Source organism: Pantoea sp. RG18, assembly GCF_025910075.1.
In the GTDB taxonomy this organism is placed as follows: domain Bacteria; phylum Pseudomonadota; class Gammaproteobacteria; order Enterobacterales; family Enterobacteriaceae; genus Pantoea; species Pantoea agglomerans.
This window is the reverse complement of record NZ_JAPCIL010000015.1, coordinates 285,619-305,149: the sequence shown is the minus strand read 5'-3', so window position 1 is coordinate 305,149 and position 19,531 is coordinate 285,619. Positions and strand designations below refer to the sequence as shown.

General features: G+C 55.1%; 19 protein-coding genes. 13 read left to right on the top strand and 6 right to left on the bottom strand.

The window, feature by feature from the left end; all coding sequences use genetic code 11:
* Positions 1–201 precede the first annotated feature (201 nt).
* Positions 202–957, top strand: coding sequence for a M48 family metallopeptidase (locus OK409_RS17710; RefSeq protein ID WP_010671064.1), 756 nt, complete (start codon positions 202–204; stop codon positions 955–957).
* Positions 958–1,012: 55 nt separating this feature from the next.
* Here the strand turns inward: OK409_RS17710 and OK409_RS17705 are convergent, their stop codons facing one another.
* The 3 genes from OK409_RS17705 to speA all read right to left on the bottom strand — a co-directional run bounded on the left by OK409_RS17705 (position 1,013) and on the right by speA (position 4,687).
* Positions 1,013–1,423 carry a YidB family protein gene (locus OK409_RS17705; RefSeq protein ID WP_010248845.1) on the bottom strand — a complete coding sequence of 137 codons (411 nt, stop codon included), beginning with the start codon at positions 1,421–1,423 and terminating at the stop codon, positions 1,013–1,015.
* A 197-nt stretch (positions 1,424–1,620) separates the two neighbouring features.
* Complete coding sequence (speB, locus tag OK409_RS17700) at positions 1,621–2,541, bottom strand: agmatinase (protein ID WP_010248847.1); 921 nt, start codon at positions 2,539–2,541, stop codon at positions 1,621–1,623.
* Positions 2,542–2,710: 169 nt separating this feature from the next.
* Complete coding sequence (speA, locus tag OK409_RS17695; protein WP_010248849.1) at positions 2,711–4,687, bottom strand: biosynthetic arginine decarboxylase; 1,977 nt, start codon at positions 4,685–4,687, stop codon at positions 2,711–2,713.
* A gap of 843 nt (positions 4,688–5,530) precedes the next feature.
* Between speA and metK the strand changes: the two genes are divergently transcribed.
* Both metK and OK409_RS17685 read left to right on the top strand, forming a co-directional pair.
* Complete coding sequence (metK, locus tag OK409_RS17690) at positions 5,531–6,682, top strand: methionine adenosyltransferase (RefSeq protein WP_010248851.1); 1,152 nt, start codon at positions 5,531–5,533, stop codon at positions 6,680–6,682.
* Between the two features lie 534 nt (positions 6,683–7,216).
* Complete coding sequence (locus OK409_RS17685) at positions 7,217–8,614, top strand: sugar porter family MFS transporter (protein WP_010248855.1); 1,398 nt, start codon at positions 7,217–7,219, stop codon at positions 8,612–8,614.
* An 81-nt stretch (positions 8,615–8,695) separates the two neighbouring features.
* On the opposite strand, the gene OK409_RS17680 is transcribed toward OK409_RS17685, so the two are convergent.
* Both OK409_RS17680 and OK409_RS17675 read right to left on the bottom strand, forming a co-directional pair.
* Positions 8,696–9,928 (bottom strand): O-antigen ligase family protein, encoded by a 1,233-nt coding sequence (locus tag OK409_RS17680; protein WP_264367289.1) that lies wholly within the window; start codon positions 9,926–9,928, stop codon positions 8,696–8,698.
* A 25-nt stretch (positions 9,929–9,953) separates the two neighbouring features.
* Entirely contained in the window at positions 9,954–11,102 is a 1,149-nt protein-coding gene (locus OK409_RS17675) for a glycosyltransferase (RefSeq protein ID WP_122889639.1), read from the bottom strand.
* Positions 11,103–11,243: 141 nt separating this feature from the next.
* On the opposite strand from OK409_RS17675, the gene OK409_RS17670 reads away from it, so the two are divergent.
* The 6 genes from OK409_RS17670 to ruvX all read left to right on the top strand — a co-directional run bounded on the left by OK409_RS17670 (position 11,244) and on the right by ruvX (position 15,460).
* Positions 11,244–11,756 (top strand): SprT family zinc-dependent metalloprotease, encoded by a 513-nt coding sequence (locus tag OK409_RS17670; protein ID WP_010671067.1) that lies wholly within the window; start codon positions 11,244–11,246, stop codon positions 11,754–11,756.
* Between the two features lie 76 nt (positions 11,757–11,832).
* Positions 11,833–12,537 (top strand): deoxyribonuclease I, encoded by a 705-nt coding sequence (gene endA / locus OK409_RS17665; RefSeq protein ID WP_264367288.1) that lies wholly within the window; start codon positions 11,833–11,835, stop codon positions 12,535–12,537.
* A 70-nt stretch (positions 12,538–12,607) separates the two neighbouring features.
* Positions 12,608–13,339, top strand: coding sequence for a 16S rRNA (uracil(1498)-N(3))-methyltransferase (gene rsmE / locus OK409_RS17660; RefSeq protein WP_010248866.1), 732 nt, complete (start codon positions 12,608–12,610; stop codon positions 13,337–13,339).
* A gap of 106 nt (positions 13,340–13,445) precedes the next feature.
* Positions 13,446–14,390 carry a glutathione synthase gene (gene gshB / locus OK409_RS17655; RefSeq protein WP_264367287.1) on the top strand — a complete coding sequence of 315 codons (945 nt, stop codon included), beginning with the start codon at positions 13,446–13,448 and terminating at the stop codon, positions 14,388–14,390.
* A gap of 87 nt (positions 14,391–14,477) precedes the next feature.
* The gene (locus OK409_RS17650; protein WP_010248870.1) at positions 14,478–15,041 is read left to right on the top strand and encodes a YqgE/AlgH family protein; all 564 of its coding nucleotides are present in this window, start codon (positions 14,478–14,480) and stop codon (positions 15,039–15,041) included.
* The gene (gene ruvX, locus OK409_RS17645) at positions 15,041–15,460 is read left to right on the top strand and encodes a Holliday junction resolvase RuvX (RefSeq protein WP_003853387.1); all 420 of its coding nucleotides are present in this window, start codon (positions 15,041–15,043) and stop codon (positions 15,458–15,460) included. The genes OK409_RS17650 and ruvX overlap by 1 nt, the downstream gene beginning before the upstream one ends.
* Positions 15,461–15,465: 5 nt before the next feature.
* On the opposite strand, the gene OK409_RS17640 is transcribed toward ruvX, so the two are convergent.
* Entirely contained in the window at positions 15,466–16,461 is a 996-nt protein-coding gene (locus tag OK409_RS17640) for a type IV pilus twitching motility protein PilT (protein WP_264367286.1), read from the bottom strand.
* Positions 16,462–16,475: 14 nt separating this feature from the next.
* Between OK409_RS17640 and OK409_RS17635 the strand changes: the two genes are divergently transcribed.
* Genes OK409_RS17635 through hemW form a run of 4 tightly spaced genes read left to right on the top strand, consistent with a single transcriptional unit; the run spans position 16,476 to position 19,497 of the window.
* The gene (locus tag OK409_RS17635; protein ID WP_010671071.1) at positions 16,476–17,183 is read left to right on the top strand and encodes a YggS family pyridoxal phosphate-dependent enzyme; all 708 of its coding nucleotides are present in this window, start codon (positions 16,476–16,478) and stop codon (positions 17,181–17,183) included.
* Positions 17,184–17,195: 12 nt separating this feature from the next.
* Positions 17,196–17,750 carry a YggT family protein gene (locus OK409_RS17630; RefSeq protein WP_010248879.1) on the top strand — a complete coding sequence of 185 codons (555 nt, stop codon included), beginning with the start codon at positions 17,196–17,198 and terminating at the stop codon, positions 17,748–17,750.
* A gap of 21 nt (positions 17,751–17,771) precedes the next feature.
* Positions 17,772–18,365 carry an XTP/dITP diphosphatase gene (locus OK409_RS17625; protein ID WP_264367285.1) on the top strand — a complete coding sequence of 198 codons (594 nt, stop codon included), beginning with the start codon at positions 17,772–17,774 and terminating at the stop codon, positions 18,363–18,365.
* Entirely contained in the window at positions 18,358–19,497 is a 1,140-nt protein-coding gene (gene hemW, locus OK409_RS17620) for a radical SAM family heme chaperone HemW (RefSeq protein ID WP_033769897.1), read from the top strand. The genes OK409_RS17625 and hemW overlap by 8 nt, the downstream gene beginning before the upstream one ends.
* Positions 19,498–19,531 lie beyond the last annotated feature (34 nt).

Below are 19,531 nucleotides of genomic sequence, written 5' to 3'. Positions count from 1 at the left end.
AGGAAAAAGTTGCCCATCAATGTACATGAGAAACGGGGCAAAAGTACATGCTGTAAAACGCTAAATGCAGCCGCTTCGTATGGCTTTTCCAGCCATATCTGCTAGCAAAGTGCAGACTGGCACGCTATAACCAAATCGTTTATTCACCTGTCTGAGTTTCAGGTGTTTGTTTTTCTTACCTTGTTATGAATGGGATACAGCATGAAAATCAAAAAAATGGTGTTAGCGCTTGGACTGACGACGCTGCTCAGTGGCTGTCAGGGTTTAGACAATAATGCGCTGATGCAGTCGGGCGCGCAGGCGTATCAGGCTTATACCCTCAGCGACGATCAGGTAAAGCAGCTGAGCGATAAATCCTGTGAGCAGATGGACAAAGATAATCAGATTGCGCCTGCTAACAGTGATTATCAGCAGCGTCTGAACAAGATCGCCGCGGCGCTGGGCGATAACATCAACGGCGTACCGGCTAACTACAAGGTTTATCAGACCAAAGATGTCAACGCCTGGGCGATGGCAAACGGCTGTATTCGTGTTTACAGCGGTCTGATGGATATGATGACTGACAATGAAGTGGAAGGCGTGCTGGGTCATGAGATGGGCCACGTCGCGTTAGGTCATACGCGCAAGGCGATGCAACTGGCATATGCCACAACTGCGGCCCGCACCGCAGCCGCCTCGGTTGGCGGCGTGATTGGTTCACTGTCGCAGTCGCAGCTGGGTGAAATGGGTGAAAAACTGGTGAATGCGCAATTCTCCCAGACGCAGGAATCACAGGCGGATGACTACTCCTACGACCTGATGAAGAAGCGCAATATCGATCCAATGGGCCTGGCCACCAGCTTTGAAAAGCTGGCGAAGATGGAACAGGGACGTCAGAGTTCGATGTTTGACTCGCATCCCGCCTCTGAAGCGCGCGCAGCGCATATTCGTGAGCGAATTGCTGCCGACGGCAAGTAATTCCGCCGCTGAGCGCGCATGCATCCGGCGTGCGCGCTTAGCCGTGCGAAGTCCGCTAGCGCTTAAATATCTGATCTACCATCGAGCCCAGATCCAGCTTATTGTCATGCAGCGCCTGTTCATCCATGTGTCCCTGCGGCGACATTTTATCAATCAGCTGCGGCAATAGCGCAGCCAGCGTACCCGATGCCCCTTTCACATCGGTGCCGAGTTTGTCGGCCAGTGACTGCAGTTCATCCTGACCAAAAGCAGACTGAATCTCACTGTGGCCAACCGGATGGTTATCGCCGGTGCCGATCCAGGAACCAAACACCTCACCCAGCCCGCCCTGCTGGAATTTTTGCAGCAGCACTTCAATACCGCCCTGCTCCTGCACCCAATGCCACACAGCCTGTAACTGTCCCGGCGGATGCCCTTCACTCTGGTTGCCATCCAGTGCGCCAGCCAGTTCATCAAGAAAGCCCATGATTATCTCCACTACGCCATTTTTACGCTGTAAGTTTAGTTGCAGATAGGGGTTCGCGCCTGACGGTTACCCGTCGGGGTCAGAAGGGAATCGATCGGATCATGGCAAAGAGAGGAAGATCACAGCAGCGGCGTCTGCCCGACGGACAGGACGCCGCGTTCAGCGCCTGCCGGACTGAAGCCGACAGGCAGCAGGCATCAGCCTTTGTTTACAGCCTGAACATGCAGCATATCCAGCGCCAGCGTAGCCGCTGCCAGTGCCGTCAGATCAGCATGATCGTAACCCGGTGCGACTTCCACCAGATCCATGCCGACAATGTTCATGCCCTGCAGGCCACGGATCAGCTTGGTCGCTTTATCGGTGGTCAGCCCGCCAATCACCGGCGTGCCGGTGCCAGGTGCATGCGCCGGATCCAGACAGTCGATATCGAAGGTCAGATAGACCGGCAGATCGCCGACGGTGCGTTTCACTTCGGCGAGGATATCGTCAACGCTGCGGTCATTGACCTGCGCCGCATCCAGCACGTTGAAGCCCAGGCTCTTGTCGAATTCGGTACGGATACCAATCTGCACTGAGTGCTGCGGATCGATCAGCCCCTCTTTCGGCGCGGTAAAGAACATGGTGCCGTGGTCGAAGGTCGGGCCGTTAGAGTAGGTGTCGGTATGCGCATCAAAGTGCACCAGCGCCATTTTGCCGAAGTGTTTTGCATGGGCACGCAGCAGTGGCAGTGTGACGTAGTGGTCGCCGCCAAAGGTCATCATGCGCTTGCCATTGGCCAGCAGTTTTTCAGCATGGGCCTGCAATTTGTCGGAGAGATCCTGCGAATCACCGAAGGCGTAAACCAGATCGCCGCAATCGACGACGTTCAGACGCTGACGCAGATCGAAATCCCACGGCCAGCGGCAGCCTTCCCAGGCCAGATTGGTGGAGATCTGGCGAATCGCACCAGGACCCAGGCGACTGCCCGGACGACCCGAGGTCGCGGCATCAAACGGCACGCCGGTGATAACCCACTCGGCGTCGCTGTCGTAAGGCTGAAAATTCAGCGGAAAACGCATGAAACCAAAGGCGTTAGAAACCAGGGAGTTGTCGTACTGATTGCCAAGCGTGTTATACATAATTGCTCTCTCTATGTGCGTAAGTCGGGCCAGCCCGCAAACCATTAAGGTTGAGATGAAAAAAATCCCCTCCGCGTCGTTAGGCCCGACGAGGAAGGGATTGAGTGAGTCAGATTATCGACATAGTTAACGGCAACTGCAATATGCGATTACCGGTCGCCATAATCGATTATTCATCTTCTAAATAGGTATAGCCGTAGAGGCCGCTCTCGAACTCTTCCAGGAACTGCGCGCGCAGCTCTTCGTCGAGATCGGATGCCTGAACCTGATTGCGGAACAGCGCCATCAGCTCGTTGGGATCAAGCTGTACGTAACGCAGCATGTCCGCCACGGTGTCGCCTTCATCGGAGAGCTGCACTTCCACATCGCCATTTTCGCGTGCGTAGACATCCACCGCTTCGGTGTCACCAAACAGGTTATGCATGTTGCCCAGAATTTCCTGGTAAGCACCCACCATAAAGAAGCCCAGCATGGGTGGGTTATCAAGGTCATATTCCGGCATCGGCATGGTCGTCGCGATACCGTCGCCATCCACGTAGTGATCGATAGTGCCATCGGAGTCACAGGTGATGTCGAGCAGCACGGCACGGCGCTCCGGCTTCTTGTTCAGGCCTTCCAGCGGCAGTACCGGGAACAGCTGATCGATACCCCACGCATCCGGCATTGACTGGAACAGCGAGAAGTTAACGTAAATCTTATCCGCCATCCGCTCCTGCAGTTCGTCGATGATTGGACGGTGTGCACGGTTGCTCGGATCGAGATGCTGCTGAATATAGTGGCAGATGCTCAGATAGAGCTGCTCAGCCCATGAACGCTGCTTGAGATCGTAGGTGCCTGACGAGTAGCCGGTATGGATATCAAACAGATCCATCTGGCTGTCATGCAGCCATTCACGCAGCGAACGGCGGGTACTTGGCTCGTGCATCTCCTGCCAGGTTTCCCACATGCTGAGGATCGGGCGCGGCGCATCCGCATCCGGCGTTTCAGGTTCGCTGAACTCGTTGCGCTCCACCCCAATGATGTTGGAGACCAGCACCGTGTGGTGCGCGGTTACCGCACGGCCCGACTCGGTGATCACCGTCGGATGCTCCAGACCGTGCTCATCACAGGCAGCACCAATCGCCCAGATTACGTTGTTGGCGTACTCATTCAGGCCGTAGTTGACCGAGCAGTCAGACTGCGAGCGCGTTCCTTCGTAATCGACGCCCAGACCGCCGCCGACGTCGAAACATTTGATGTTGACGCCCAGCTTGGCCAGTTCGACATAGAAGCGCGCCGACTCACGCACGCCGGTGGCGATATCGCGGATGTTGGACATCTGCGAGCCCAGATGGAAATGCAGCAGCTGCAGGCTGTCGATACGACCCGCTTCGCGCATGATCTCAACCAGTTTCAGCACCTGGGTGGCTGACAGGCCAAACTTCGACTTTTCGCCGCCGCTCGACTGCCATTTACCGGAGCCCTGCGAAGCCAGACGCGCACGGATACCAAGACGCGGCACCACATTCAGACGCTCTGCTTCTTCCAGTACCAGCCGCACTTCGGTCATCTTCTCCAGCACCAGATAGACCTTATGGCCCATCTTCTCGCCGATCAGCGCCAGACGAATATATTCGCGATCTTTATAGCCGTTACAGACGATCACTGAACGGGTCTGACCGGCGTGCGCCAGCACCGCCATCAGCTCGGCTTTTGAGCCCGCTTCCAGTCCCAGCGGTTCGCCGGAGTGGATCAGTGACTCAATCACGCGTTTGTGCTGGTTAACTTTAATCGGGTAAACCAGGAAGTAGTCGCCTTTGTAACCGTAAGATTCACGCGCACGTTTAAAGGCGGCGTTAATGGAACGCAGACGGTGTTGCAGGATCTGCGGGAAGCAGAATAAAGCAGGCAGACGCTGGCCCTGCGCTTCGCGCTCTTTGACCAGACGAGCTAAATCGACGCGCACATCAGGACGATCCGGATCGGGACAGACACTGATGTGGCCCAGTTCGTTAACGTCGTAATAGTTGTTGCCCCACCAGGCGATGTTGTACGTACGCAACATTTTGCTCGCATCCTGATCGTTCATTGCAACCTCCTGCATGGAGCGGAGTGTACCCTGTTCGCCAGCTGACGAACCTTTGATATTCTTCATGTCGTCAGACATCGCGAACCTCAATTTTCCGTTGAAAGATGAAACTGTTAACCGGCTTTATGGCCGCTAATCTGAAAACCTGTTGCCACATTAAACGCAATGTCCTGTTCACCTGACGTTGCCGTCAGCGCGATTCACGCATGAGAGTTAAGTGTAAAACACCCGGGCCATCTCCGTTTAAACAGAGAACATTTAACTGATCTGTATTGACCATGGATAACCTGCGTCGTTCCGCTGCGCGAGCGCAGAGAAGAAACAAAACCGATCGAGCAGAGATAAAGATTAGCCTGCGCCTGTGTCGGTAAAATTACCGCATCGGACATCGCGTCGACAGGAAAGAGAAACAGATGGGAGGCAGGAGAGAGCCAGCGCAGCGCCGCAGCGCAGAGAACCGGAAGAAGAAAAAGCGTGGTTCATTACTTGTATCACCTCCGCATATGCCAGGGGCACATGGAAAACAACCTGGGTGAAAGCCAGACCAGAGTCTGACAGGCGCGACGCAAACAGTGGCGTCATCCTTGCTGCTGCTATCAAAGCAGCGGCGTTTTATACAGTTTACAGCCGTAAAATGCAAAAATATTATCGGGGAATTGCGTGTAGCGTCAGCAAATTATGCCGATAACAGAGACAGGTTAAAGGCTGAAACAGAAAAAGGGCTGGTAATTGGTTTACCCTCTATCCTAAAATAGCCGTCCAGATGGTTTTCCATCTAAACAGGTTACTATCCAGGCGGTGTTGGCCTGCTGTGCTGACACAACCTCACTGCTCGCGGCTTTGCCTGAAGGGGCGTCAGGTCAGACCACCTCACTGGCGCTATGCAGTCGTACTCAAACCATATTTAAGGTAAAGAACAGAATGGCTAAACACCTTTTTACGTCCGAGTCTGTATCAGAAGGACATCCCGATAAAATCGCCGACCAGATCTCCGATGCTGTGCTGGATGCGATCCTTGAACAGGATCCTAAAGCGCGCGTGGCCTGCGAAACCTACGTTAAAACCGGTATGGTGCTGGTTGGCGGTGAAATCACCACCAGCGCCTGGGTTGATATCGAAGAGATCACCCGTAAAACCGTACGTGAAATCGGCTATGTCCATTCCGATATGGGCTTTGACGCCAACTCCTGCGCGGTATTAAGCGCGATTGGTAAACAGTCTCAGGATATCAATCAGGGCGTTGACCGTACCGATCCGCTGGAACAGGGCGCGGGCGACCAGGGCCTGATGTTCGGCTATGCCACTAACGAAACAGACGTGCTGATGCCTGCGCCGGTGACCTATGCGCACCGTCTGGTACAGCGTCAGGCTGAAGTGCGTAAAAACGGCACCCTGCCGTGGCTGCGCCCGGATGCCAAGAGCCAGGTCACTTTCCAGTATGACGATGGCAAAATCGTGGGCATCGATGCAGTTGTGCTCTCTACTCAGCACGCTGAATCTATCAGCCAGAAAGATCTGCAGGAAGCGGTGATGGAAGAGATCATCAAGCCGGTTCTGCCTGCAGAGTGGCTGAGCGCCTCGACCAAATATCACATCAACCCAACCGGTCGCTTTGTGATCGGCGGCCCGATGGGCGATTGCGGTCTGACCGGTCGTAAAATCATCGTAGACACCTACGGCGGCATGGCGCGTCATGGTGGCGGTGCGTTCTCGGGTAAAGATCCATCTAAAGTTGACCGCTCTGCAGCCTATGCGGCACGTTACGTGGCGAAAAACATCGTAGCGGCCGGCCTGGCTGACCGTTGTGAAATCCAGGTCTCCTACGCTATCGGCGTGGCAGAACCTACTTCTATCATGGTGGAAACCTTCGGCACCGAGAAAATCTCTACCGAACAGCTGACGCTGCTGGTGCGCGAGTTCTTCGACCTGCGTCCATATGGTCTGATCCAGATGCTGGATCTGCTGCACCCAATCTATAAAGAGACCGCAGCTTACGGTCACTTTGGTCGTGAACATTTCCCATGGGAAAAAACCGACAAAGCTGCCCTGCTGCGTGAAGCGGCTGGCCTGTAAGGTTACCGGCTGCTGATAAAAACCCTGCCACTGCGGCAGGGTTTTTTATTGCCTTTTCAGCCCCATTGCTAACCGGAGCAATTTTGCTCCCGCTACCCTTCTGAACGACAGGCCAGCGCAATTTCTGGTGAGCGCGTGACGACAAAAAAAACGCATCTGCCCGACATCTTCTTCTCTCTGCAGCAAATTTTCAGTTCTCAGCTACACTTCTTTTCGCTTTTTCTGACGACTAAATGTTAACGATTACAAATTGAAATGCTTTGTTTATCCGATATTTAGGAATTAACGCACGTAGTTATTCTGCTGAAAATGCGTTATTTTCAGCGTCGTCTGATAGCCAGTAAATAGAGCATTGTCAGAAACTTAATGAGTGCTATACCTCACTGGTTAATTAATCTTTCCGGGAAAAATATGCTGAATTTCAGGGTTTCAGCGTGTGTAAGCGATTACACTGATGTGATCAGGCTCACTTTTTTCCGGCAAAAGGTTTTTTAACATTGATAAAAACAATGATGGATAAACCTGGAGGCTAAAATGCCTGGCAATACACACAAAAGCAGAACTTCAAATAAGGCGATGACCTTATTTGTCTGCTTTCTGGCGGCCCTTGCGGGTCTGCTGTTCGGTCTGGATATCGGCGTTATCGCCGGTGCTCTGCCGTTTATCGCAAAGGACTTTAACGTCACCCCTCATCAGCAGGAGTGGATCGTCAGTTCCATGATGTTTGGTGCGGCGGTCGGTGCTATCGGCAGCGGCTGGATGTCATCCCGCCTGGGCCGTAAAAAAAGCCTGATGGCCGGTGCGATTCTGTTCGTTATCGGTTCACTCTGGTCGGCGATGTCGCCAAACCCGGAAATGCTGATCAGCGCCCGCGTTCTGCTGGGTCTGGCAGTCGGTATCGCCTCTTATACTGCCCCGCTTTATCTTTCTGAGATCGCTCCGGAAAAAATTCGCGGCAGTATGATTTCGCTTTATCAGCTGATGATCACCATCGGTATTCTTGGTGCTTACCTGTCCGATACGGCGTTCAGCTTTACCGGCAACTGGCGCTGGATGCTGGGCATCATCACTATTCCGGCACTGTTGCTGCTGGTCGGCGTTTTCTTCCTGCCAAACAGCCCACGCTGGCTGGCGGCACGAGGCAACTTCCGCGATGCTCAACGCGTACTGGATCGTCTGCGTGACACCAGCGAGCAGGCAAAACGTGAGCTGGAAGAGATCCGTGAAAGCCTGAAGATCAAACAGTCTGGCTGGGGTCTGTTCACCAGCAGCAGCCACTTCCGTCGTGCGGTCTATCTCGGCATCCTGCTGCAGGTAATGCAGCAGTTTACCGGCATGAACGTCATCATGTACTACGCGCCAAAAATCTTTGAAATCGCGGGCTTCACCAACACCACCCAGCAGATGTGGGGCACGGTGATTGTGGGTCTGGTTAACGTACTGGCGACCTTTATTGCCATTGGCCTGGTGGATCGCTGGGGTCGTAAACCTACCCTGATTCTGGGCTTTATGGTGATGGCAGCCGGTATGGGCGTTCTGGGTACGATGCTGCACTTCGGCATTCACTCGCCGGGCGCACAGTACTTTGCGGTAGGTATGCTGCTGATGTTCATCATCGGTTTTGCGATGTCAGCCGGTCCGTTGATCTGGGTACTCTGTTCCGAAATTCAGCCGCTGAAAGGCCGCGATTTCGGTATCACTGTCTCCACCACCACCAACTGGATCGCGAACATGATCGTGGGTGCGACCTTCCTGACGATGCTGAATACGCTGGGCAATGCGAACACCTTCTGGGTCTACGCACTGCTTAACCTGTTCTTCATTCTGCTGACGGTGATGCTGATCCCTGAGACCAAAAACGTCTCGCTGGAACACATCGAACGTAACCTGATGGCAGGTAAAAAACTGCGCGACATCGGTTCACGCGACTAACTTTACCCGGTAAAAAATGCGGTAAAAAAAACGGCGGGGTTTCTCTGGAAACCCCGCCGTTTTTATTTGTTCAACGCCCCACTACGCTGTGGTTACCCGCGTTACCGGCAGGGGCCGCCGTATGCAGCAGAGCGCCAGCGCCATAATGAAAATGGTCGCGGTCTGATTATAGGGCAGCACCGAATCGGTCAGTCCGGTGGTAAATAGCGCCACCATCGGCAGCGCCACGCCGCGCAGATCACACTTCTTCAGCCAGCCCGCCAACACAGTCAGATAGAGCAGCGCCAGCGACGCCGTACCCAGCCATCCCTGCAATGACGTCACTTCGAGGAACTCGTTGTGCATGTTGTATTTAACGTTGGTGAAGCCTTCAACATTGAGGGGATAGTGCACAGTGATGAACTGACGCGCCTCAGTGGTGCGCGCATCCGGCGTCGCAAAACCGCCATGGTGCTCAATAAAGTTGACCGCCCCGCCCCAGATGGCGACACGTGCGCCCAGCGAGGTCGAACTGTTTGAACCAAAGTTCTCAATATCCTGCACTCCCTCTACCCAGCGGTTGCTGGTCATCAGAATCAGCACCGCCATTACGCCCACCAGCAGAGCGCTAATCCGCCAGTTGGTCAGCAGCGACAGCCGGTAGGTCTGCACCAGGAACAGTAGCCCCACGGCAATCAGCGCAATCAGGGTCACACGGGTGCCGCACAGGTAGAGCAAGGCAAAGGTCACTGCCAGCACAGCGATATCGGCAACCTTCCAGTAAGCGTGCGTCTCATAGCGGCTTAGCCACAGCCAGGCACAGTAGATAAACAGAATCATGTAAGAAGACATGGAGGCGGCTTCGGTGGTGAGCTTGATGCGGATATTCTCAGTGTAGAGATGCTCGTGGATACCAAAGCCCAGCGTAATCAGCAGGCCAAGAAGGATGAGCCCTTTTCCGACGCGTAGCGTAGTCAGGGAGACACGATCCCCATAAACAGCCAGACTGAGCAGCACAAAGGCACCCATCAACAGCCGCTTCGCGCCCAGCAGATAGTTGCCCATATTAGTGATGGCATCGCCTGAGGGCGCGGTTTCGATCCCCTTCACGTGAATCGCCCAGAACAGTCGAATCAGGGCAAAGATAATCAGCACAGCAAACAGGGCGATATAAAAACCGTTCTCTTTAAAGTCCACCCGCCTGCGCACCAGGCCATACAGCACGGACGCGATAGAGAGATAAGAGACCAGATAAAATATTTTTTGCGGCAGGCCGGTAACAAACATATTCAGTGACAGCGCCAGGCAGAGCGCAATAACTGAAAAATTAACCATTAACGTTAATCCATTGCGACTGATTTTATTCGTCATGCTTAACCTCAGTAAGGCGGTTAAACACACTCATCAGGTGCTTCATATAATTTTCCTCATAAAAACCGGTGATGCTCGCTTTAATAGCCTGATGATCGGGGAAGTGGAAATCCCCGCTCATAGCGTTGAGAATCGCGGCCAGCGCCATGCTGTCATGGGTGGGATAGAGCTGACCATTAATACCGTTCTGAATAATTTCCGCCGGGCCGCTGATGCAGTCGGATGAAACACAGTAGACGCCGCGCGACATCGCCTCCAGCAGGATCAGCGGGAAGCCTTCGAAGTTAGAGGTCATGACCAGGCAGGTGACCTGTCTGATATGGCGGATGACATACTCCCAGGCATTCTCCTGCCAGCCATGCCAGGTGATGCGATCCTGAATGCCGAGTTGCGTCACGTAGTGCTGACATTGCGTCAGATCTTCCCCGTCACCCACTATCTCCAGCGTCCAGGGCGCATCCAGCTGCTGCAGGGCATCAAACAGATCTTTAAGCTGTTTCTGCCGCTGATAATGGACGCGACCAATATAGAGAAACTTCAGCGCCTGGGGTCTGCCGATTACCGTGTCATTGCGTTTGATCGGGTTATAGATCACGTCAACGTCAGTGGCGCGTGCACCCAGTTCCACCAGCTGCTCTTTAATCTGATTACTGATCGCAAAATGGTGATCGGCCCGCAGCAGATAATGGGGACGATAACGTTCACGCGGAGGCAGGTGCATCCAGCTCGACAATACGATTTTACGTCCTGAAAGCGTGATTGCCCGGCGCGTCATCAGGCAGGGAATGGTGTTGAGGGTCAGGATATGATCGGGCTGATAACGACGAAAGAAGGCGGCCATTCTCAGCGTATGAATAAGATTTTTTATTTTCTTATTCCGCAGCGTGCAGACGCTCTCAGCCAGAACAGCATTGGCGGTCCAGGCGCGGGAGTGGCTCTCCTCTCCGCTGTTGATAATAAACAGCCCTGCTTCGGTACCGGGTTCCGCATTCAGGGCCTTAATCAACTGACCGGTCACATTTTCCATCCCACCACGACCGGCCATCAGATCCGTCACCAGCACAATCCGTTGTTTCCTGACGTTATCATTATTTTTCATTGGTTTATCCATGCCCTGTGCCGTTCGCTTTTCATCCATCCACTCTGCGGTGAATGTCATTAATAGAATATTCTAAAAAAGCCCATAACAATATTTAAACCAGAAATTTTCCCCCAGCCAGAACCACACTTGTCGCTGGCGACGTTGAGTTCCTGCGCGGCGGCGATTATTCTGAGCGCCATGAAAACGCCTCGTCTCCCCATTGCCCTGCAGCAGGCCGTAATGCGCTCGCTGCGCCAGTCGCTTGAACGTGCGAATCAGGCGCTGAAAACCCGTTATCCGGAACCGAAGCTGCTCTACCAGCAGCGTGGTACGGCGGCGGGCACCGCCTGGCTGGCGTCCTGGGAAATTCGCATCAATCCTGTGCTGCTGCTGGAAAACCAGCAGGCATTTATCGATGAAGTGGTGCCGCATGAGCTGGCGCATCTGCTGGTCTGGAAGCAATTTGGTCGCGTTGCGCCGCACGGCAAAGAGTGGAAGTGGATGATGGAGCAGGTGCTGGGCGTTCCGGCACGGCGTACTCACCAGTTTGAGATCGCATCCGTACGCAGCAACACCTTTGCCTACCGCTGTCAGTGTCAGCAGCATCAGCTGACCGTGCGCCGCCACAATCGTATACTGCGCAAAGAGAGTGAATATCGCTGCGTGCACTGTGGCAGCCTGCTGATCGCGGGTGAATTTGTCGCGTCCTGAGAAGAATCCCCATTCCGCCCTATTCCACATTCTGTTACCCTGCCGCCCTTTTTCGTACTGAGTAGAAATCTGGAATATGTCTCGCATACTAAGTCTGGCGGTTGCGCTGATGTTTGCGCCCGCCGCTGACGCCCTCAACCTGAATAACTATCATCAAAATAACTTTCAGCAGGCCAAAACCTTTGCGGCGGCGATCAACGCCGATGCACCGGGTTCTTTTTACTGTGGCTGTAAGATTCAGTGGCAGGGAAAAAAGGGGATTCCCGATCTCAACAGCTGTGGCTATCAGGTGCGCAAAAACGCCAATCGCGCCGCACGCATTGAGTGGGAACATGTGATGCCCGCCTGGGAGTTTGGCCATCAGCGTCAGTGCTGGCAGGATGGCGGTCGTAAAAACTGCAGCAAAGATCCCGACTACCGCCGCATCGAAACCGACCTGCACAACCTGCAGCCTGCGGTGGGTGAAGTGAATGGCGACCGTGGCAACTTCGCCTACAGTCAATGGAACGGCAGCGAGCAGCAGTACGGCCAGTGTGAGATGAAGATCGACTTTAAACTCAAACAGGCGGAGCCACCTGCGCGGGCGCGTGGTGCCATTGCCCGCACCTATTTCTATATGCGCGACCAGTATCATCTGCGTATTTCGCGCCAGCAGATGCAGCTGTTTACCGCCTGGAACAAGCTCTATCCCGTGACAAAATGGGAGTGCGAACGCGACCAGCGCATTGCAAAGGTTCAGGGCAATCACAATCCTTATGTGCAGCAGGCTTGCCAGCGCTAAAATCCCTGCCCTACACTAGCTCTTTTTCCAATGACGCCGCTGCAGCGCGGCGTCCGGTCTCAGGAACCTTATGCGTATACCTCGCATCTATCACGCCGGGCCATTAAGCATCGGCAGTGAAATTACCCTGGATGAAGATGCATCCAATCATGTGGGCCGGGTGCTCCGGATGACGGCAGGTCAGCGTCTGGAACTCTTTGATGGCACTAATCTGACTTTTGCAGCAGAGATCACGCATGTAGATAAAAAGCGTGTAAAAGTATCGGTCACAGAGAGCCAGCCGGACGATCGCGAGTCACCGTTACATCTGCATTTAGGTCAGGTGATGTCGCGCGGTGAAAAAATGGAATTCACTATCCAGAAATCGATCGAACTGGGCGTGAATGTCATTACACCCTTGTTTTCCGAGCGCTGTGGCGTAAAGCTTGATGCTGAGCGTCTGGCGAAGAAGATCCAGCAGTGGCAGAAAATTGCTATTGCCGCCTGCGAGCAGTGCGGCCGTAATCGCGTGCCGGAGATTCGTGAAGCGATGACGCTGGAAGCCTGGTGCGCAGAAGCAGATAGCGGACTGAAGCTTAACCTGCATCCGCGCGCCAGCCACAGCATCAACACGCTGCCCCAGCCTGTTGAGCGGGTAAGGTTGCTGATTGGCCCTGAAGGCGGTTTGTCTGCGGACGAGATTGCGATGACGGCGCAGCACGATTTTACTGACATTCTGCTTGGCCCACGGGTATTGCGTACCGAAACTACCGCGCTGACGGCCATTACGGCACTTCAGGTGAGGTTTGGCGACCTGGGTTAAGCGATACTTTCAGCGGAAAGAGAGCAGGCATGATGTCCTGACCGATCGGCCCACTGCAGACCGAACCAGACGAGGCGGTAAATGCCGCCTCACCGAGGAGATAATAATGATTAAACTTGGCATCGTGATGGACCCTATTTCGTCCATCAATATTAAAAAAGACTCCAGCTTCGCTATGCTGCTGGAAGCACAGCGCCGTGGTTATGAAATTCACTACATGGAGATGCACGATCTCTCCCTGCGCGGTGGCGTGGCCTCGGCCCGCACCCGCCTGCTGACCGTCGAGCAGAACCCTGAGAACTGGTATCAGTTTGGCAGCGAGCAGGTGATCCCGCTGGCTGACCTGAATGTGGTGCTGATGCGCAAAGATCCGCCATTCGATACCGAGTTCATCTATGCGACCTACATTCTGGAGCGCGCTGAAGAGCTGGGTACGCTGATCGTGAACAAACCGCAGAGCCTGCGTGACTGTAACGAAAAGCTCTACACCGCCTGGTTTGCCGAGTTTACGCCTGACACTCTGGTGACCCGCAGCAAAGCGCAACTGCGCACTTTCTGGCAGGAGCATGGCGACATCATCATGAAGCCGCTGGATGGCATGGGTGGTGCGTCGATTTTCCGCGTGAAGAAAGATGATCCTAACTTTGGCGTGATTACCGAAACCCTGACCGAGCATGAGAGCCGTTTCTGCATGGCGCAGAATTATATTGCGGCGATCACCGAGGGTGACAAACGCGTGCTGGTCGTCGATGGCGAGCCGGTGCCTTACTGCCTGGCGCGTATCCCGCAGGGCGGTGAAACGCGTGGCAACCTCGCCGCCGGTGGTCGCGGTGAAGCGCGTCCGCTGAGCGAAAGCGACTGGGAAATCGCGCGCCGTGTTGGCCCGACGCTGAAAGCAAAAGGGCTGATTTTTGTCGGTCTGGACATCATCGGTGATAAACTGACTGAAGTTAACGTGACCAGCCCAACCTGCATTCGTGAAATTGAGGCTGCGTTCCCGATCTCCATCACCGGCATGTTGATGGATGCCATTGAGAAGCGCCTGGGCTGAGCATGACGCCGGGGCGAAGCTCCGTGATCAACCCAATACCGGTGCGGCCGTCGCGTGCCGGTTATTTTTTTGGTACATCGTGTGAGAATGAATTTACAACATCACTTTTTGATTGCCATGCCTTCATTGCAGGATCCTTTCTTCAAACGTTCCGTGGTCTATCTCTGCGAACATAACGAAGAGGGTGCAATGGGACTGATCATCAATAAACCCATGGAAAACCTGACGGTTGAAGGCATTCTGAAGAAGCTCAAAATCTCTGCTGACGATCGCGATCCGGCGATCAAGCTGGATAAACCGGTGTTTACCGGCGGCCCGCTGGCGGAAGATCGTGGCTTTATCCTGCACTCCGCACAACGCACCTTTACCTCCAGTATTCGTGTTTCCGATAACACGATCATCACCACGTCCCGTGACGTGCTGGAGTCGATCGGTACAGCGTCTCAGCCCACTAACGTGCTGGTTGCGCTGGGTTACTGCGCCTGGGAAAAAGATCAGCTGGAGAATGAGCTGATGGAAAATGCCTGGCTGACCACGCCCGCTAACAGCAACATCCTGTTCCAGACGCCGATTTCAGAGCGCTGGCGCGAAGCGGCGCGCAGTATTGGCGTCGATATTCACAACATGGCCAGCGACGCCGGACACGCCTGATGTCAACTCAAACTCTGTTAGGATTCGACTTCGGCACCAAAAGTATTGGTGTCGCCGTAGGTCAGCAACTCACTGGCAGCGCCCGTCCGCTGACCGCCCTGAAAGCGCAGGATGGCATCCCGGACTGGCTGGTAATTGAAAAACTGCTGAAAGAGTGGCAGCCCGATTTCGTGGTGGTGGGATTACCGCTGAATATGGATGGCACCGAGCAGCCGCTGACCGATCGCGCACGTAAATTTGCCAACCGCCTGCACGGGCGCTTTGGCATCCGCGTGGAGCTGCAGGATGAACGACTCAGCACGGTAGAAGCGCGTGCTGGCCTGTTTGAACGCGGCGGCTATCGCGCGCTCAATAAAGGATCGGTCGACTCACAGTCTGCTGCCATCATTTTGCAGGACTGGTTCGAAAACCATTACTGACATCCTCACTCAATCAGTCCGGCAGCCTGACGCGCCAGCCTGCTCTGCTCAAACGTCTGCATACCGGCCTGTGCGCCGGTTTGTAACAGCGCAGGGATCTGGTGCATCTTGCCTTCTCTGATCAGATTGGTGATGCCAGGTGTGGCGATCAGTACCTCAAACAGTCCGATGCGCGAACCGGCAACTGACGGCACCAGCCGCTGTGCAATTACCGCTTTCAGGCTGCCCGCCAGCTGAGTACGCACCAGCTGTTTCTCCTCTGCCGGAAAGACATCAACCAGCCGATCCACCGCCTGCGCTGCGCCACGCGTGTGCAGCGTCGCCAGCACCAGATGGCCGGTCTCCGCAGCTGTCAGTGCCTGACGAATAGTCTCGCTGTCACGCAGTTCGCCCAGCAGTATAACGTCGGGATCTTCACGCAGTGCTGCCTTTACTCCCAGCGAGAACGAACCGCAGTGCAGGCCGATTTCACGCTGCTGTATCAGCGACTGCTGGCTGTGATGGATAAATTCAATCGGATCTTCCAGCGTGATGATATGCCGCGCCTGCTGGCGGTTCAGCGCATCGACCAGCGCCGCCAGCGTGGTTGATTTACCGCTGCCGGTCGCACCCGTCACCAGAATCAGCCCATCCTGCTGCTCCAGCAGCGTCGGGACAATGGCGGGCAGTTGCAGGCTCGCAAGCGTCGGGCATGCCGTGGCGATGATGCGCAGTGCCAGTGACAGGCCGTTGCGCTGCATAAAGAGATTCGCGCGCAGACGCTGACCATCGGCCAGGCTCAGAGCGAAATCGAGCTGCCCTGCGCGCTCCAGCTCCTGACGCTGCGGGTCACTTAGCCAGCGGGCCATAAACTGCGCCATCCATGCACCAGAAAGCGGGCACTGCTGCGGCATCGCCTCCAGCCTTCCCTGCTGCCGCCAGTAGGGCAAATGTCCGCTGCAAAGGTGCAGATCGGCGGCATTATGCTTTACACTAAGCCCCACCATTTCATCCAGATTCATAATTTCTCCTGACTATGACCTCAATCCAGCAGAACCTACAGCAAGTGCGGCAGCGAATCGCTGCTGCTGCCGCGAGTTGCGGCCGCGCACCAGAAGAAATTACCCTGCTTGCAGTCAGTAAAACCAAACCTGCGAGCGCGGTCGAAGAAGCCTTTGCCGCTGGCCAGATTGCCTTTGGTGAAAATTACGTTCAGGAAGGGGTTGAAAAGGTCCAGGCACTGGCCGCACATCCTGAGCTGGAGTGGCACTTCATCGGCCCGCTGCAGTCCAATAAAAGCCGTCTGGTGGCGGAACATTTCGCCTGGTGTCACACCATTGACCGCCAGCGCATCGCGCAGCGGCTCAACGATCAGCGGCCTGCTTCGCTGCCACCGCTGAATGTGTTAATTCAGGTAAATATCAGTGACGAGAACAGCAAATCTGGCATCATGCTGGAGGCCGTTTCCGGGCTGGCGGAGCAGATCGCTGCCCTGCCGCAACTGCGGCTGCGCGGATTAATGGCGATTCCGGCAGCAGAGAGTGATTACGCGCGGCAGCTGGCGGTGTGTCAGCAGATGGCGGAAGCCTTCCGGCAACTGCAACAGCACTATCCGCATGCAGACACGCTTTCGCTGGGAATGAGCGATGACATGGAGGCGGCAATCGCCGCAGGCAGTACGATGGTGCGTATCGGCACCGCCATTTTTGGCGCACGAGATTATGCGCACAACTCACAACAATAACAGAGGAACTTCATGTTAACACTGACGTTTTTAGTAAAAACGCTGATCGATCTCTACGTCATGGTGCTGCTGTTACGCATCTGGATGCAGTGGTCCCGCTGCGATTTTTACAATCCAGTGGCGCAGTTTGTCGTAAAAGTGACACAGCCGATTGTTAAGCCGCTGCGCCGTATACTGCCGGCACTGGGACCGATAGATACCGCCTCGCTGCTGCTGGCATTTGTGCTGACTACGCTGAAATACCCGATTTTATTGCTGATTCAGGTGGGCGTCTTCTCAGTCGACCCAACCAATCTGCTGGTCGGCCTGCTGTCGCTGGTTAAATCCGCCGGCTATCTGGTCTTCTGGGTGATTATTATTCGCTCCCTGATGAGCTGGATCAGCCAGGGCCGGGGGCCTGTCGACTATCTGCTGGTGCAGTTAACCGAGCCGATGATGGCACCTGTTCGCCGTATTCTGCCTGCGATGGGCGGTATCGACTTCTCAGCGATGATCGTCATCCTGGTGCTGTATGCCCTGAACTTTCTCGGCATGGACCTGTTCCCGGGTCTCTGGTATCTGCTGTAAATGAATCAAACTGGAACTGTTATGCAAAAAGTTGTCCTCGCAACCGGCAATCCCGGCAAAGTGCGTGAACTGGCGGAGTTACTCTCCGCCTTTGGTCTGGATATCGTCGCACAGACCGACCTTGGTGTTGAATCGGCGGAAGAGACCGGCCTGACCTTTATTGAGAACGCGATTCTCAAGGCGCGTCACGCGGCACAGATCACCGGATTACCGGCCATTGCCGATGATTCCGGCCTGGCCGTGGATGCGCTGGGCGGCGCGCCCGGCATCTACTCGGCGCGCTACGCCGGTGAAGAGGCCAGCGATCAACAGAACCTGGAGAAGCTGCTGCAGGCGCTGGAAAACGTGCCGGACGGTCAGCGCAAGGCACAATTTCACTGCGTGCTGGTCTATCTGCGTCATGCGGAAGATCCGACCCCGCTGGTGTTCCATGGCAGCTGGCAGGGTGAGATCACCCGCGCCGCCGCTGGTGCCGGTGGTTTTGGTTACGACCCGATTTTCTTTGTCCCGGCACTGGGTAAAACCGCGGCCGAACTGAGTAAAGCGGAAAAAGGTGCAGTTTCTCACCGGGGTAAAGCATTGACGCTGTTGCTGGAAGCGATGCGTAATGCCTAATCTGCCGCCGTTAAGTCTCTATATCCACATTCCGTGGTGCGTACAGAAATGTCCCTACTGTGATTTTAACTCCCACGCGCTGAAAGATGAGGTGCCGCACGTTGAATACGTGCAGCACCTGCTGCGCGATCTGGAGATCGATTTACCGCTGATCAATGGCCGGGAAGTGCGCACGATCTTCATCGGTGGCGGCACGCCCAGCCTGCTGAGCAGCAGCGCGATGCAGATGCTGATGGATGGCGTGCGGGATCGTCTGACGCTCTCGCCCGATGCGGAAGTGACCATGGAAGCCAATCCGGGCACCGTGGAAGCGGACCGGTTCAGCGCCTATCAGCGCGCCGGTATCAACCGTATTTCGATTGGCGTACAGAGCTTCAGTCCGCAAAAGCTGCAGCGTCTTGGCCGCATTCACGGCCCGGAAGAGGCGGTCCGCGCCGCTGAACTGGCCGAGTCGCTCTCGCTGCGCAGTTTTAACCTTGACCTGATGCATGGCCTGCCCGATCAGTCGCTGGAAGAGGCGCTCGATGATTTACGTCAGGCGATTGCGCTTAATCCGCCGCATCTCTCCTGGTATCAGCTCACGATTGAACCCAACACCCTGTTTGGCTCACGCCCGCCGGTGCTGCCGGATGATGATGCGCTATGGGATATTTTCGAACAGGGCGATCAGCTGTTGCAGGCTGCCGGTTATCAGCAGTATGAGACCTCTGCCTACGCGAAGCCGGGTTATCGCTGTGAGCACAACCTCAACTACTGGCGCTTTGGCGACTATCTGGGGATTGGGTGTGGCGCACACGGTAAGCTGACGCAACCGGATGGCCGCATAGTCCGCACGGTGAAAACCCGTCATCCGCGTGGATTTATGCAGGGGAACTACCGCGAAAAGCAGTATGACGTTGCCGATAGCGACAAGCCGTTTGAATATTTCATGAACCGCTTTCGCCTGCTGGAAGCCGCGCCGCGTGACGAGTTCAGCCGCTATACCGGTTTATCAGAGCAGGTGATCCGTCCGCAGATGGATGCCGCGATTGCCGCTGGTTACGTGACTGAAACCGCGGAGCAGTGGCAGATTACGGAGAAAGGGAAGCTATTCCTGAATTCGCTGCTGGAGCTGTTCTTAGCGGAAGAGTAACAAAAGCGCCTCAGCCCGACAGGCTGAGGCGTTG